This is a genomic window from Nakamurella multipartita DSM 44233 (assembly GCF_000024365.1).
GTDB classification, from domain to species: Bacteria; Actinomycetota; Actinomycetes; order Mycobacteriales; family Nakamurellaceae; genus Nakamurella; species Nakamurella multipartita.
The window spans coordinates 3,029,302-3,043,748 of the sequence record NC_013235.1 but is presented as its reverse complement, the minus strand read 5'-3'; the positions used below and the strand labels follow the sequence as shown (position 1 = coordinate 3,043,748).

14 protein-coding genes and 1 tRNA gene are annotated in these 14,447 nt (G+C 70.9%); 8 read left to right on the top strand and 7 right to left on the bottom strand.

Annotation, left to right across the window (positions count from 1 at the left end; all coding sequences use genetic code 11):
• Positions 1-4: 4 nt before the first annotated feature.
• From NAMU_RS13720 to NAMU_RS13700, 5 genes are all read right to left on the bottom strand, one after another.
• Positions 5-823: an SCO1664 family protein gene (locus NAMU_RS13720; RefSeq protein WP_015748003.1), complete on the bottom strand. Its 819-nt coding sequence runs from the start codon at positions 821-823 to the stop codon at positions 5-7.
• Positions 816-1,376 carry a DUF3090 domain-containing protein gene (locus NAMU_RS13715; RefSeq protein WP_015748002.1) on the bottom strand — a complete coding sequence of 187 codons (561 nt, stop codon included), beginning with the start codon at positions 1,374-1,376 and terminating at the stop codon, positions 816-818. The genes NAMU_RS13720 and NAMU_RS13715 overlap by 8 nt, the downstream gene beginning before the upstream one ends.
• Positions 1,377-1,405: 29 nt before the next feature.
• Entirely contained in the window at positions 1,406-2,134 is a 729-nt protein-coding gene (locus tag NAMU_RS13710) for an MSMEG_4193 family putative phosphomutase (RefSeq protein ID WP_015748001.1), read from the bottom strand.
• A gap of 101 nt (positions 2,135-2,235) precedes the next feature.
• The gene (locus NAMU_RS13705) at positions 2,236-3,078 is read right to left on the bottom strand and encodes an undecaprenyl-diphosphate phosphatase (protein WP_015748000.1); all 843 of its coding nucleotides are present in this window, start codon (positions 3,076-3,078) and stop codon (positions 2,236-2,238) included.
• Positions 3,075-4,127, bottom strand: coding sequence for an LLM class F420-dependent oxidoreductase (locus tag NAMU_RS13700; RefSeq protein ID WP_015747999.1), 1,053 nt, complete (start codon positions 4,125-4,127; stop codon positions 3,075-3,077). The genes NAMU_RS13705 and NAMU_RS13700 overlap by 4 nt, the downstream gene beginning before the upstream one ends.
• A 176-nt stretch (positions 4,128-4,303) precedes the next feature.
• Between NAMU_RS13700 and NAMU_RS13695 the strand changes: the two genes are divergently transcribed.
• The 5 genes from NAMU_RS13695 (at position 4,304) to NAMU_RS13675 (ending at position 8,660) form a co-directional block, all read left to right on the top strand.
• Complete coding sequence (locus NAMU_RS13695) at positions 4,304-5,230, top strand: aldo/keto reductase (RefSeq protein WP_015747998.1); 927 nt, start codon at positions 4,304-4,306, stop codon at positions 5,228-5,230.
• Positions 5,231-5,296: 66 nt separating this feature from the next.
• On the top strand, positions 5,297-7,258 hold the full coding sequence (locus NAMU_RS13690; protein WP_015747997.1) for an AAA family ATPase: 1,962 nt from the start codon (positions 5,297-5,299) through the stop codon (positions 7,256-7,258).
• A 7-nt stretch (positions 7,259-7,265) separates the two neighbouring features.
• Positions 7,266-7,577 carry a DUF5703 family protein gene (locus NAMU_RS29345; protein ID WP_015747996.1) on the top strand — a complete coding sequence of 104 codons (312 nt, stop codon included), beginning with the start codon at positions 7,266-7,268 and terminating at the stop codon, positions 7,575-7,577.
• A gap of 13 nt (positions 7,578-7,590) precedes the next feature.
• Complete coding sequence (locus NAMU_RS13680) at positions 7,591-8,349, top strand: AzlC family ABC transporter permease (protein WP_015747995.1); 759 nt, start codon at positions 7,591-7,593, stop codon at positions 8,347-8,349.
• Positions 8,346-8,660, top strand: a complete 315-nt coding sequence (locus NAMU_RS13675; RefSeq protein ID WP_015747994.1) for an AzlD domain-containing protein — start codon at positions 8,346-8,348, stop codon at positions 8,658-8,660. Before NAMU_RS13680 ends, NAMU_RS13675 begins: the two co-directional genes overlap by 4 nt.
• 163 nt (positions 8,661-8,823) lie before the next feature.
• Here NAMU_RS13675 and NAMU_RS13670 read toward each other — a convergent pair whose 3' ends face one another.
• Positions 8,824-10,173 (bottom strand): M20/M25/M40 family metallo-hydrolase, encoded by a 1,350-nt coding sequence (locus NAMU_RS13670; RefSeq protein WP_015747993.1) that lies wholly within the window; start codon positions 10,171-10,173, stop codon positions 8,824-8,826.
• A 71-nt stretch (positions 10,174-10,244) separates the two neighbouring features.
• Between NAMU_RS13670 and NAMU_RS13665 the strand changes: the two genes are divergently transcribed.
• Together NAMU_RS13665 and NAMU_RS27455 are read left to right on the top strand one after the other, a co-directional pair.
• Positions 10,245-10,327, top strand: a tRNA-Leu gene (locus NAMU_RS13665).
• Between the two features lie 76 nt (positions 10,328-10,403).
• Positions 10,404-11,765 (top strand): tyrosine-type recombinase/integrase, encoded by a 1,362-nt coding sequence (locus NAMU_RS27455; RefSeq protein WP_015747992.1) that lies wholly within the window; start codon positions 10,404-10,406, stop codon positions 11,763-11,765.
• Here the strand turns inward: NAMU_RS27455 and NAMU_RS13655 are convergent.
• Positions 11,730-12,092, bottom strand: a complete 363-nt coding sequence (locus NAMU_RS13655; protein ID WP_138180204.1) for a helix-turn-helix domain-containing protein — start codon at positions 12,090-12,092, stop codon at positions 11,730-11,732. The genes NAMU_RS27455 and NAMU_RS13655 overlap by 36 nt on opposite strands.
• Positions 12,093-13,528: 1,436 nt before the next feature.
• On the opposite strand from NAMU_RS13655, the gene NAMU_RS29340 reads away from it, so the two are divergent.
• On the top strand, positions 13,529-14,434 hold the full coding sequence (locus tag NAMU_RS29340; RefSeq protein ID WP_015747990.1) for a hypothetical protein: 906 nt from the start codon (positions 13,529-13,531) through the stop codon (positions 14,432-14,434).
• Positions 14,435-14,447: the final 13 nt, after the last annotated feature.

The following is a 14,447-nucleotide window of genomic DNA, read 5'->3' as shown; positions in this document are numbered from 1 at the left end:
GTGTTCACAGCGGCGGCCACGGGATCGGGGTGCGGTGCCCGGGCGGCTTGGGGTACTTCTTGGTGGCCCGCAACCGGTCGATGCGCCGCCGCAGCGCCGCCATCTCGGTGGTCGTGATCAGCTCGTCCAGCTGGTCGCCCAGGGTGGCCTCCAGCTCGTCCTCGAGCCGGGCCAGGCCCTCCAGCACGGCCGCCGGCAGCCGGGTGCCGGCCCAACCCCACAGGATCGTGCGCAGCTTCTCGTCCTGGTGGAAGCACAGCCCGTGGTCGACCCCCAGCACCCGGCCGTCCGGGGTCGGCAGCACGTGCGAGCCCTTGCGGTCGGCGTTGTTGACGACCAGGTCGAACCCGGCCAGCACGGCCAGCTGCGGGTTGTCGGCGTGCACGACGGCGACGTCCTCACCGCCGGCGTCGATCGCCCGCATCACCGGCAGCCAACCGGCCGGCACCTGGCGCACCGGCACCAGATCGACCATCAGATCCGGGTCGCAGTCTCCGATCCAGCGCTGGACCATGCCCGGGCCCAGCGGACCGTCCCGGATGATCGTCAGCGGGACGCAGTCCCAGCCGGCCGCCGCGGAGACCAGGTAGGCGGCCAGTTCCCGCTCGGCCAGGGTGCCGTCGGGGAAGTCCCAGAGCGGGCGCTCGCCGCGGACCGGCTTGTAGATGCACTCGACGGCCACCCCGTCGACCGTGGATTGGCCGAGCAGGGTCACGTTGGACGCGTCGGTGAGGCGCCCGGTGACGGTGATCTCCCCGTGCCGCAGGACGTGCCCGACAGTGTCGGCGTCGTCCCCGGTCGGCGCGGGGTCCCGGTCAGCCAACGGCGCCGCGGTGGTAGCCGTTCAGCCGCGGGCAGATGTGCCCTTCGGGGTCCAGCGGGTTGCTGCACAGCGGGCACGGCGGGCGACCCGCCGCGACCACCAGTTCGGCGTGCTTGGCGAAGTCGCGGGCCGCGGCGAGCGAGAGGAACACCCGCAACGCGTCCGGGCCGTCCTCGCGGTCCTCGAGCACGATGTCCTCGCCGACCTCTTCCTCGGTCAGCGCGAGCAGCTCGACGATCACCTGCGCGCCCTCGCCGTCCCAGGCCAGGCCCATGGTGCCGACCCGGAACTCGGCGTCCACCGGAGTGGACAGGGTCAGGTCGGTGGTGGCGGTGAGCTCGGGTTCGGCCTGCGCGCCGAAGCGGCGGGCGACCTCGGTGATCAGCGAACCGAGCCGGTCGGCGAGCACCGCGACCTGCTGCTTCTCGCAGCTGACGGACAGCACCCGGCGGCCGTCGACGACCTGCAGGAAGAATTCGCGTTCGCCGGGTTGCCCGATGGTCCCGGCGAGGAACCGCTCGGGCGAGCGGAAGACGTGGATCTGGCGCGACATGACGGTCCTGAGCTTAGTCGTCCGGCGGATCAGCCGGTGACGCCGCCGGGCACGGCATCGGACGAGGTGTCCGATCCGGGCTCGGCCGGGGCGTCGGCGGGTCCGGTACCGGGGGCCTTGGCGGTTTCGTCGGTGGGCACGGTCGGGGGCGGGGGTTTGGCCAGGATCGGGTCGCCGGTGTCGTTGATCCGCTCGACGAACGGGCGCAGCGGGGTGTACCGGATCACCGACACCGAGGCCGGCGCGACGACGATCCGCTGGAACGCATCCAGGTGCAGCCCCAGCGCGTCGGCCAGGATCGCCTTGATCACGTCGCCGTGCGAGCACACCAGCACGGTCACGTCACGGGTCGCCGACTGCCGGATGCGGCGGATCGCGTCGGCCGCCCGGGTCGACATCGCGGCCAGGCCCTCGCCCTGCGGGAACACCGCGGCCGACGGGTGGGCCTGCACCACCCGCCAGAGCGGCTCGTGCAGCAGTTCGGAGAGCTTGCGCCCGGACCAGGCGCCGTAGTCGACCTCCAGCAACTGCTCGTCGATCTCCACCGGCAGGTCCAGGGCGGCGGCCAGCGGGGCCAGGGTCTGGCGGCACCGCTGCAGCGGCGAGCTGACCAGCCGGTCGATGCGGATCTCCCGCAGCCGCCGGGCCAGGGTGTCGGCCTGCTCACGGCCCTGCTCGTCCAGCTCCACCCCGGGGGTGCGACCGGCCAGCGTGCCGGCCACATTGGAGGTGGACCGGCCGTGCCGGACCAGCACCACGGTGACGATCGGCGGGGCCGGTTCGGGCTGGTCGGGCTGTTCGGGCTGTCCGGGCGGTTCGGCCTTCGCGGAATCCTGGTCCGGCCGGCTGGCGGGTTGGGTCATCCCCGGATCCCGGTGGCCGTCAGGAAGCCGGTGCTGAGCATCACGATGAGCACCGCGGCCAGGGCGAAGCGGTACCAGACGAACACCCGGATGGTGTGCCGGCTGACGAAACGCAGCATCCAGGCGACCGTGACGTAGGCGACGACGAATGCGACGGCGGTGCCGACCAGGGTCAGCACGATGCCAACGCCCCCGGTCTTGACCGCGGCCGGGACCTCCAGCACGGCCGCGCCGGCCATCGCCGGGATGCCCAGCAGGAAGCCGAACCGGGCCGCGGTCACCCGGTCCAGGCCGAGCAGCAGACCGGCCGAGATGGTGGCCCCGGACCGGGACACCCCGGGGATCAGGGCCAGCGCCTGCGTGCAGCCGATGATCAGCGCGTCCTTCAGGCCGAGGTCCTGCTCGTGCCGCTGCTGGGTGGCCATCGCCTCGGCGACGAGCATCACCACGCCCCAGGCGATCAGCGCGATGGCCACCACCCACAGCGAACGCAGCGGACCCTCGATGATGTTCTTGGCCAGCAGGCCGACGATCGCGATCGGCAGCGAACCCAGGATGACCAGCCAGGCCTCCCGGTAACTGGGGTCGCTGCGGTTCTCCGCGTGCCGCAGGCCGCGGACCCAGGCGGTCAGCAGGCGCACGATGTCCCGGCGCAGGTACAGCACCAGCGCGGCGATCGCACCGACCTGGATGACCGCGATGAAGGCGGTGATCGACGGGTCGTCGATCTGCAGCCCCATCAGGCCGGCGACGATGGTCTGGTGGCCGGTCGAGGAGACCGGCAGGAACTCGGTCAGCCCCTCGACGATGCCGAGGATGACGGCTTGGAGCAGGTTCACTTCGCGGCCTCCGCGCGCTGGGCGGCGGCGGCCACCGTGGTCAGGGTGGCGATCTTGCCGTCCAGATCGGGGTCGAAGCAGCTGACGGCGACCGAGGTGACTCCGGCCGCGGCCAGCCGGGTCAGCCGCTGGGCGATCCGCTCCTCGTCGCCGAGCAGGCTGGTCCGGTCGATGAATTCGGCCGGCACGGCGGCCGCCGCGCCGGCGTAGTCGCGGCCCAGGAAGCGGCGCTGCACCTCGTCGGCCTCGTCGCGAAAGCCCATCTCGGCGGCCGTGCGGTGGTAGAAGTTCGTCTTCGGCGAGCCCATGCCGCCGATGTAGAGCGCGGCGTAGGGGCGCACCAGGTCGGCGGCCCGGACCGGATCCGGGTCGACCGAGGTGGGCACGGTGACGCAGATGTCGATCTCGGCCGGATTGCGGCCGGCGGCGGTGGCCGCGGCGCCGATCCGGTCGACCGAATCGGCGGCGGTGTCCGGGTCGAAGAAGATGCCCAGCCAGCCGTCGGCGATGCGTCCGGTCAGGTCCAGGTTCTTCGGGCCGATCGCGGCCAGGTAGATCGGGATCTGCGGGCGGACCGGCTGCAGGGACAGGACCAGGGACTTGCCCTGCCCGCCGGGCAGCGGCAGCGTGAAGTGCTCGCCGCCGGCGGTGACCCGGCGGCGGCTGATCGCCTGCCGGATGATCTGCACGTACTCCTCGGTGCGGCCAATCGGGTCGGCGAACCGGACACCGTGCCAGCCCTCGGAGACCTGCGGCCCGGACACGCCCAGGCCCAGGGTGAACCGCCCGGTGGACAGTGCGTCCAGGGTGGCGGCCGTCATCGCGGTCATCGCCGGGGTGCGCCCGGGGATCTGCAGAACGGCCGAGCCCACGCCGATCCGATGGGTGCGGGCGGCGACGGCCGACAGCACGGTCACCGCGTCCGAGCCGTAGGCCTCGGCCGCCCACACACAGTCGAAGCCCAAGGACTCGGCGGCCACGGCCAACGCCAGGTTGTCCGCCAGTTCCTCGGCGGTTGTCACGTAGCCCAGGTTCAGGCCGATGCGCATTCTGCGTCCCACAATGACCGGTTGCCCCTTGCTCGGTGAGATGCTCCGGTCGGCGGTCACGGAGCGTGGTTGTTGATGACATTCTGACCGGTCCCGATCGACGGCACCGCAGGGCCACGGTACCGGCAGCGGCCCCGCGGACCCGGCCACCGGGCGGTGTCGCTAGGTTGACATTCATGGACTCGCGCTACCTCGGGCGGAGCGGCCTGCACGTCTCCCGGCTCGCCCTGGGCACGATGACGTGGGGCCGGGACACCGACGCCGACGCGGCCGCGGCCCAGTTGGAGGCGTTCGTCGAGGCCGGCGGCACGTTGATCGACACCGCCAATGTCTACGGCGACGGCGAGGCCGAATCGATCCTGGGCAAGCTGGTGCCGGACGTGGTCCCCCGTTCCTCGGTGGTGCTGTCGACCACCACGGTGGGCGTCGGCGGCGGCCGGGGCCGGTTGCTCTGCGCACTCGACGCCTCGCTGAGCCGGCTCGGTACCGATCACGTCGACCTCTGGCAGGTGCACGGCTTCGACGCTGCGGTGCCGTTCGAGGAGACCTGTTCGGCGCTGTCGATGGCGGTCTCTTCCGGTCGCTGCCGCTACGTCGGGGTGTCGGGCATGACGGGCTGGCAGCTGGCCACCCTGGCCGCCTGGCTGCGGGCCGACGGCCCGGCGTCCCCGCTGATCAGCGTGCAGACCGAGTACTCGCTGCTGGACCGGGCCTGCGAGGAGTCGATCCTGCCGGCCGCCGCGGCGCACTCGTTGGGCCTGCTGGCCTGGGCGCCGCTGGGCCGGGGCGTGCTGACCGGCAAGTACCGGCACAGCACTCCGGCCGATTCGCGCGGGGCGTCACCGCATTTCACCCGCTACGTCGGCCGGTTCCGCACCGAGCAGGCGGCCCGGGTGGTCGAGGCGGTGGCCACCGCCGCCGAAGGACTGGGCACCACCCCGCTGTCGGTGGCCTGCGCCTGGGTGCTGGGCCGCTCCGCGGTCACCTCGGTGGTGGTCGGGGCCCGGGACCGGGCCCAGCTGATCGGTTCGCTCGGGGCCGAACAGGTCGTGCTGCCGGCGGAGATCCGTAGCGCGCTGGACGACGTCAGCGCCGCCGACTGATCCGCGCCGGCCCTGCCCGGCACGAAGCGGGAAAACCGGTGCTGGTGAGCGGGTAGCCTGCCGGGCGTGCCCGACGTGTTCGCCGAATTCTGCGCCGCCGGCCTGTGGCCGGGCGTCGGGCCGGGCCTGATCAAACAGTTCGCCGCCGCCGGCATCGGCTCCCCCGCCGACGTGACCGCCACCAACCTGGCCGCCTTGCCGCGGATGACCGACCGCCGGGCCAGCCGGCTGCTGACCGGGTTCATCGGGGCCGGCCAGCTCTACGACCTGGCCGAGATCCTGGTCCCGGTGGAGATCCCGGCCCGCTGGGCCACCCGGCTCTCGGACGCGCTCGGCCTGGACGCCCCGGCCGTGCTGCGCGAGGACCCGTGGCGGCTGATCGCGGTGCTGCCCGACGCGACCGTCGCCCAGGCCGACCGGTTGGCCCGGGAGCTGCACCCCGGGGTGCGCCGCGACGATCCGCGGCGGGGCCGGGCCCTGGTGCAGTGGACACTGGCCCGGCACGCCCGGGACGGGCACACCATCTCGCCCGCCGGGCTGGTCGCCGACGGGATCCGCCCGTTCGGCATCGACCCGGAACCGGCGATCGGCGCCGCGCTGCTGACCGACGACGTGGTCTCGGTGCCGGCCCCGGACGGCCGCGGCGACGAGCGGTGGCTGGCCCGCGCCCCGCTGGCCGGCGCCGAGGCGACGATCGCCGAGGGCCTGGCCCGGCTGACCCGCACGGCCCGGACCCTGGCCGGGGAGCGGGCGGTCAAGCGGGCCGTCACCGACCTGGACGACGTGCAGGCCGGGGCGGTCGCGCTGGCCGCCAAGCACGGCGTGAGCCTGCTCACCGGCGGGCCGGGCACCGGCAAGAGCCGCACGGTCGAGGCCATCGTCAAGCTGTGCACCGAGGTCGAGGCCTCGATCGCGCTGGCCGCGCCGACCGGCCGGGCCGCCAAACGGCTGGAGGAGCTGGCCGGCAGCGCGGCGACCACCGTGCACCGGCTGCTGGACGCCCGGCCGCCGGACAAGGGCTCGACGTCCTACGTCTTCGATCGGGACGCCGGCAACCCGATCGAGGCCAAGATGATCGTCGTCGACGAGACCTCCATGCTCGACGTCGAACTCGGCGCCGCGCTGATCTCGGCGATCGCCGACGGCGCGCACCTGGTGATCGTCGGCGACCCGGCGCAGCTGCCCTCGATCGGTCCCGGCCGGGTGCTGGGCGACCTGATCGACAGCGGCGCGCTGCCGGTCACCGAGCTGACCAAGTTGTACCGGCAGGACGAGGGTGGCACCATCGCCCGGCTGGCCATCGCGGTGCGGGCCGGCGAATTGCCGGCCGTGGCCGACCCCACCCACGAGGTGGTCATCGTGCCGGCGCGGGGGTCCGAGGAGGCCGCCCACCGGGTGGTGCAGGTCGTCACCGACTCCATCCCCCGGGTGTTCGACTGCGAGCGCGACCAGATCCAGGTGGTCACCCCGGTGCACCGGGGGCCGGCCGGTACCCAGGCGCTCAACCGGGCTCTGAAGGCGGCGCTGAACCCGGGCACCGGCACCGTCCGCGGGTTCGACCCGGGCGACCGCGTCGTGGCCACCGCCAACCACCTGGACGCCGAACCGACCGGCTACGCCAACGGTGAGGTGGGCACCGTGCTGACCTGCGGCGACAACACCATCCGGGTCTCGTTCACCGGCGGCGAGGCGGAGATCAGCGGCAAGGCCCTGGGCGATCTGCTGCACGGCTGGGCGATCACCGTGCACCGGGCCCAGGGCTCGGAGTGGGAGGCGGTCGTCGCCGTGCTGCCGCCCGAGGCCGGGAACATGCTGTCCCGGCCGCTGGTCTACACCGCGCTGACCCGGGCCCGGCGGCACCTGTCGGTGGTGCACGCGGCCGGCCCGGCGGTGGCCCGTGGGGTGCGCGAGGTGGGTTCGCTCCCCCGCCGCACCCGGCTGTCCCGACTGTTGCGCGAGGAGCTGGCGCCCCCGGCGCCGGCCGACCCGGTGGCCCAGGCCGCGTTCCCGGTCATCGATTCGGCATGATGGCGGGATGCTCGGATCCCGCGACTGCGGTGGCGATGCCGGTGCGGCCGTCGCCGACGGGTCCGCCGGCGACGGCGGCGCGGCCGGCGCTTCCCCGGCGCCCGCGCGGCCGCGGTGGGCGCCCAGCGACGACTACGAGTACCAACCGCTGCGGATCGACCCCCGGGTGTCCCGATCCGCGGCCGCGTCGATGCTCGCCATCCGGGCCGAGTTCGCCGGCTGGGAACTGGCCCGGGTGCTCAAGTTCCCGGACGGCACGCGCCGGGTGTGGTTGCGCCGCAAGCGCTCCCCCGCCCTGCTGCCCGACCTGATCCCGTGACGGGCAGGGTGGGGTGAGCGCCGGAACCGACCCCGCCTGGCGCCTGACCCGGTCGGCCGTGCTGCGCGATGCCGTCGGCGTGTCGGTCGCGACCGGCGCCTACGGCATCTCCTTCGGCGCGATCTCGCTGGTCGGCGGCCTGGACGTGTGGCAGACCATGGCCCTGTCGCTGCTGATGTTCACCGGGGGCAGCCAGTTCGGGCTGGTCGGGGTGGTCGCTGGCGGCGGCGCTCCGCTGGCCGGGGCGGCCACCGCGATCATGCTCGGCGCCCGCAACGCGCTGTACGGGCTGCGGCTGGCCGAGCTGCTGGCCCTGCGCGGCTGGCGCCGGTTCGCCGCGGCCCAGCTGATCATCGACGAGTCGACCGCGATGTCGATCGGCCGGGACTCGCCGCGGGCGGCCCGGTGGGGCTTTTACTCGACCGGGCTCGGGGTGTTCGCGCTGTGGAACCTGGGCACGCTGGTCGGGGTGGTCGGCGCGGCCTGGCTGGCCGACCCGCGGGCGCTGGGCCTGGATGCGGCCGCCCCGGCCGCGTTCCTGGCGTTGCTCGCGCCCCGGCTGCGCGGCGGCGAGGCGTGGACGATCGCCCTGGCCGCCGCCCTGGTGGCGCTGGTGGCGGTACCGTTCGTGCCGGTCGGCTTCCCGGTGCTGATCGCCGCCCTGGTCGGGATCGTCGCCGGCTTCCTGCCCGGCCGCACCGGGCCGGGACCGGCCACCGGGGTGGATGAGGTGGTCGAGCAGATCGACCCGCCCGCGGACGGCCGGTCATGACGCTGTGGATCGGGGTGCTGGTCGGCTGCCTGGGCTGCTACCTGCTCAAGCTGGCCGGCGTGTCCGTGCCCGAGTCGGTGCTGCAACGGCCTCGGGTGCATCGGATCTCGGCCCTGCTGCCGATCGTGCTGCTGGCCGCCCTGGTCGCCGTGCAGACCTTCTCCACCGGTTCCGCTCTGGTGCTGGACGCCCGGGCCGCCGGCCTGGCCGTCGCCGGCGTCGCCGTCTGGCGCCGGGCCCCGTTCCTGGTCGTCGTCGGGCTGGCCGCCCTGACCACCGCCCTGGTCCGCCTCGCCCTCCCCGGCTCCTGACCCGCGCGGTCACCTTTACCGTCACCGCCGTCCCCCGCGCGGATCAACCTCCCCGTCACCGCCGCCTCCCGCGCGGATCAACTCCGCCGGCGCGGATCAACTCACGCCAGATGGGACGGATGTGACGGGAGTCAACGACTTCATCCGCGCGGGCCATCGCGGCTCAGCAGGTACGGATCAGCCGGTCCAGGACCCGCACTCCGAAGGCGAGGGCGTCGACCGGGATCCGCTCGTCCACGCCGTGGAACAGCGCGGTGAAGTCCAGGTCGGCCGGCAGCCGCATCGGTGAGAAGCCGTACCCGGCCACCCCGAGCTTGTCGAAAGCCTTGTTGTCGGTGCCGCCGGAGAGCATGTACGGGATCGCCGTGCCCTGCGGATCTTCCGCGGTCACGGCGGCGGTCATCGCGTCGACCAGGTTGCCCTCGAACGGGTACTCCAGCGGTGGCTGCCACACCCAGTCGATCTCGATGCCGTCGCCGACGATGTCCGTGACCTCCTGCCGGAAGGTGTCCTGCGACCCGGGGAGCACTCGGCAGTCCACCGTCGCCTCGGCCGTCGACGGGATGACGTTGGCCTTGTAGCCGGCCCGCAGCATGGTCGGGTTCGCCGTGTTGCGCAGTGTGGCGTTGACGATGCGGGCCACCGGACCGATCTTGTCGACCGATCCCTCCAGGTCGTCCTCCGGAAACTCCAGCCCCGTCAGCTCGGTGATCCGGGACAACAAGGTGTCCACCGTGACCGTGTGCGTGATCGGGAACCGGTGGGTGCCTAACCGGGTGACGGCCGCCGCAACCCGGCTGACCGCGTTGTCATGATTGATCATCGAGCCGTGACCGGCGGTGCCGGTGGCCTTGAGAGTGGCCCAGGCCACGCCCTTCTCGGCCGCGGCGACCAGGTACGCGCGGCGGTCGTCCCCCAGCGAGATGGAGAATCCGCCGACCTCGGAAATCGCCTCGGTGACGCCGGCGAACAGCTCCGGATGATGGTCGACCAGCCAGTGCGCGCCGAAGGCCCCACCCGCCTCCTCGTCGGACATGAACGAGAAAACCAGGTCGCGGGGCGGGACGAACCCGTGCGCCCGGTACTGGCGGGCCAGTGCGACCGTCATCGCGACCATGCCCTTCATGTCGACCGCGCCACGACCCCACACGTAGCCGTCCTGGATCGCCCCGGAGAACGGGTGCACCGTCCACTCCGCCGCGTCGGCCGGCACCACGTCCACATGGCCGTGCAGCAGCAGTGCGCCCCGGTCGGGATCCGCCCCGGTGAGCCGGCAGATCACGTTGCCCCGGCCGGGCGTCGCCTCCAGGTAGGTCGTCTCGTACCCCACTTCCTCCAGCTTGTCCTGCAGGTAGCGGGCGGCCCGGGCCTCCCCGTCGCCGATCGTGGCCGGGTCGCCGGTGTTCACCGACTCGAACTGGATGAGCTCGCTGCACAGCTGAACGACTTCCGCCTGCGCCGCCGCCACCGCGTTCGCGGCCGGGCTGGAGTCGGTGGGGTCCGATGGGGTCATCGTGTCATCCAAGCACCCGGCCATCGAGTAAGCTTGACCGTCGCAGTGCTTCAGATGGCACGGCGGACCCGGTCCGGGTGGCGGAATGGCAGACGCGCTAGCTTGAGGTGCTAGTGCCCGCAAGGGCGTGGGGGTTCAAGTCCCCCCTCGGACACTCATCTGACCTGCGGAAACAGGACAGTGTGGCCCATGGAATCGAGATTTTGGCCCATGGCGCCTAGTCTTGGCCCATGGCGGGCATCGACGAGTACCGCACCCCAGTGGGCGAGGTGCGGTGGCGTGTGCGCTGGCGGCAGCGACAGGACGGCCGCGTCCTACGGCAATCAATCACGTTTGAGAAGCGCCGCGATGCCGACCATTTCGTTCGCATGCTGGACGTTTTCGGCGGCGACGGAAGCAAGGCCTCCGCTGCCGTCGCCGGCGCCAACCTGGCCATCAAGACGGTGCGGGAGGTCATGCTCGCCTACATCGAGGCCAATCACCGCGCGGCCGAGAGCCAGCTGCGCAAGTACCGCAACCAGGTCCGCGACCACTTCGACGACACGTTAGGCCACACGCCGATCGACCGAGTCGACGCAGATGCGGTCCAGGCCTGGGTCGCTCGGATGCGCACCAAGCAAGTCGGCAAGTCCAACTCGCGAGCCCGAGGCACCCCGGTCCATCCGGTCCGCGCCGCCCGCCCCCCCGTCGTCGATCAGGCTCGTCTGCTGTCGCCCAAGACCATCCGGAATCTACACGGCCTACTTTCCGCGTCGATGGAATGGGCGGTGCAGCGGGGCCTGCGAGCGGACAATCCCTGCAGGGGGGTGTCGTTGCCGCGCGTGGAGGAAGTCGGGGACGAAATGTGCCTACTCACCCACGAAGAGTTCGACCTGCTGCACGACGCGATGACGCCGCGGTACCAGTTGCTGCTGCGCACCATGGTCGGGACCGGACTTCGTTGGGGAGAGATCACGGCGCTGCAGGTGATGGACGTGCAGCAGTCGTCGGAGATGGTCGCGCTTCGCGTCAATAAGGCATGGAAGCGAGACGGCGAGCACCAGCACTACGTCGGCTCGACGAAGACCAGCCGCAGCCGCCGGACGGTGTCGGTTGGCGAGACGCTTGGCCGCGACCTGCTCACCCTCGCCGAAGGGAGGGCGCCCGACGAGCTGTTGTTCGTCAACGCCCGCGGGAGCCAGATCCGGCACAACACATTCTGGGAGACGAACTGGATCGCTGCGGTTCAGGCCGCGCAGAATCCGCTTGAACCGAAGGCCAATGCGGCCAGAACCGGCCGCGCGAATGCCACAGGGAGGCGAGTAGCTGGTAATAAGGGTGGGCGCGGGAACGTCAAGAAGTTGACAAAGACGCCGCGCATCCACGATCTGCGCCACACCCACGCTTCATGGATGATCGCCGCCGGCATCGACCTGATGGTGCTGCAGCGCAGGCTCGGTCACGAGTCCGTCACGACGACGATCGACAGATACAGCCATCTGATGCCCAGCCAGCACATCGAAGCAGCGCGGGTGGCCGAATTGGCAGCGCGACCCGCGGGTAGCGGTCGACCGGCGTCAGACAGCCGTTCGTTCGGGCATGAAGCCGGGTAGCAGCTTCCGGGCTGCCTGGCGCGCGGCCTGCTCGGGCCGGCCGGCGGCCTTCGCCAACCGGTATGCGGCGGTCGCCTCAGCTCGGAGTCCAGCGGTGCCGGCCTTCTCGGCATCGACCCCCTCTGGCTCGGCTCGGGTGAGGGACACGGGGGCGATCGCGGCCAGATCCATCAGCGCGACCACGTCTGTGCGCCGGAACTTGATCTGATCTCGGCCGAACCGAAGGTGTGGGACTTTGCGGTTCCTGGCCTGCTCGCGGACCCACCATTCGGAGGCGCCGATGAGCTGCGCCACCTCGTCCGGACCGAGGGTGGCCAGATCCCGCATCGGGCTGTCGGCCGGTCGGGGGTTCATGGCCGCCGTTCCGTCTTTGTCGACTCGTTGAGGATCATGTCAGGTTCATGCGCGGCAAGGGTGGGCATCCCGATGTGGCGTGAGAGCCAGACACGGTGCCTGCCCAGGCGGCGTCGAGGGCTGGCGGTTCGACCCGCTGAAGGTAGGCCGCAACCCGACTGCTCTCGGCGTCCATGTGCGTTGTGATTCGGGTCACGACTCGCACGGGCGAAATGTTACCGATTGATTGATCTTGGGTCGTAACAATGTTCCCGTCACCGGCGACGTGATTCGCTGCCCATGGCCACTCATCGGACGCTGACGCATCACTGAGTGGACAGCGCTGGACGGCCAACGGTCTCCGCGGTCTGCGAAGCGGTTGATCCGGGCGAATCTCGTGATCGACGCTGGTCGAGGTGGCAAGAATGATCATGAGGTGCTGTCAATCAGGTGTTGTTGTTCGTCGCGCGAAGGGCCGACAGCCGCGCATGGCAAGCATGGCGAGTTCCTAGATAGCCGCTTCGGTCTGGATGTCGCTCGTCCACGCGCCAGTCCACCGTGTCGACCGCTTCTCGGTCGGTCCGGCTTGGGAATGTCCCTCGGGTGGTGGTCAACTTGACCCAACACAGAGAAGTGATGGATCGTGCACGCGCCGTCACCACGGCTCTCACGACCGAGGGGCAGCGCTCACCGAAGGGGGTGCCCGCAATGCGATACCGCTCAAAGCTGATGCGCGCCGGCATCCTGGTGGGCGCCGCCGTGCTTGCGGTCGCCTGCGACGGCTCGGGCGTTGCTGTGCAGAGCGTCGCTTCGTCCACGGTCAGCCCATCATCGTCTGCAACCTAACCGACCGCCAGCCTGCCGGGATCGGGTGAGACCGCGCTGTCGGCATCGTCGACACCTTCCTCGGTCGCCGATAGCGCCGAACAGTCCGATCGGGCCGCGGCCGAAGCGCAGTGGGTCAAGTCCTGGGACGTCTATCTCGCGATTGCGACTACCCCGGTCGATGAGCGGGACGCGGTCGCAGCCGCCGTCACCGTCGATCCGGCGAAGACTCGAATGCTCACTGATGCTGCCGAATTCGACCGGCAGGGACTTCAGACGTACGGACAGCTTGGGCATCGGATCAGTTGGCCCCAACCGATCAACGGGGGCAACTCCGCGCTGATCGACGACTGCCAGGACCGCAGTGCCTCTGGCGCAGTAGAGGTATCGAGTGGAAACAAGGTCACCGTCGGGGTTTCGCGTGATCACTATCAGGGGAACCTGATGCGCGGCGGGGACGGCGTTTGGCGGGTGTCTGACGTCTTCTACCTGAAAGATGAACCTTGCTGAGCGGGATTCGTTACCGAGCAACGGCAATCGGAGGCGCCCTATGGCTGGGAACGATAGGTTCGTCGCTCACTATCGCTGGGCCACAGGATGATCCTGTGCCGGTTATCGAAGTGACCGCAGGAAACGGCAGTCTTCTCCCTTCTTCGACATACGCCGCAACACTCACGGTGGACGGCGCAGTGGCGGCTGGCGCGCTCGAGGCTGAGCAGGCCGCAATCATTGTTGCCGAAGCACAGGCTGCTGCGGCCGATCGGACCGCTGGCGGGAGTGTTCCCTCTGATCAATCCACATCTGCTGCCCCCGTGACTATTTCGGCGAATTCTGGCGAGTGCGCTTACAGGGAGGCGCTGCTGCCCGCGACCGATCCGGCGTGGGGTGGGAACGACGCGACGACTGGGACTTTGATGGTCCGCACGTGCAACGGACCGTCGGAGTACCTGTATGTGCCGACTCCGCCGGCTGCAGCGGGTGCCGCAGCCGCGCCGGCGCCGCCGCCTCCACCGGACCCGGCCGTGTTGGCGCAGCAGGCTTACGCGGAGTTGTCTTTGCCTGCGCCGGATGCGTACCGTTCACCGTCGGAGTCGAACTCGGATCCCGATCACGGCGGCTTGCCGTTTACGATTGTCGGCCTGAGAACGTGGTTCTGGGTGGGCGACTGGCAGCCGTTGCAGCGGACCGTTGAGCTGCAGGGCGTTTCGGTTACTTTGACGGCGACTCCGGTCGAGGTTCATTTCGATCCGGGCAACGGTGACAGCGTTGTCGCCTGTGCGGGACCGGGTCGGGCGTGGACACCGGCGGACGGGAACGCGGCTCCGACGAATGGCGGGTGTGCCTACACGTACACCCGGGTGTCGCCGGACAGACCGTTGACCGCGACGACATCCGTTCAGTGGCAGGTTGATTGGACCTCAAACAGCGGTGCCGACGGCACTTTCCCCGACGGTGTCTCGCAGGTCTCGGACCAGCTATTGGTGGAGCAGATTCAGGTGGTGGTGCGATGAAGGCGTCGACCGA

Coding starts and splice junctions, on each gene's coding strand:
- NAMU_RS13715 (WP_015748002.1), bottom strand. CDS start 1,376: ATGTCGCGCCAGATCCACGTCTTCCGCTCGCCCGAGCGGTTCCTCGCC.
- NAMU_RS13700 (WP_015747999.1), bottom strand. CDS start 4,127: ATGCGCATCGGCCTGAACCTGGGCTACGTGACAACCGCCGAGGAACTG.
- NAMU_RS13695 (WP_015747998.1), top strand. CDS start 4,304: ATGGACTCGCGCTACCTCGGGCGGAGCGGCCTGCACGTCTCCCGGCTC.
- NAMU_RS29345 (WP_015747996.1), top strand. CDS start 7,266: ATGCTCGGATCCCGCGACTGCGGTGGCGATGCCGGTGCGGCCGTCGCC.
- NAMU_RS13675 (WP_015747994.1), top strand. CDS start 8,346: ATGACGCTGTGGATCGGGGTGCTGGTCGGCTGCCTGGGCTGCTACCTG.
- NAMU_RS13670 (WP_015747993.1), bottom strand. CDS start 10,173: ATGACCCCATCGGACCCCACCGACTCCAGCCCGGCCGCGAACGCGGTG.
- NAMU_RS27455 (WP_015747992.1), top strand. CDS start 10,404: ATGGCGGGCATCGACGAGTACCGCACCCCAGTGGGCGAGGTGCGGTGG.
- NAMU_RS13655 (WP_138180204.1), bottom strand. CDS start 12,092: ATGCGGGATCTGGCCACCCTCGGTCCGGACGAGGTGGCGCAGCTCATC.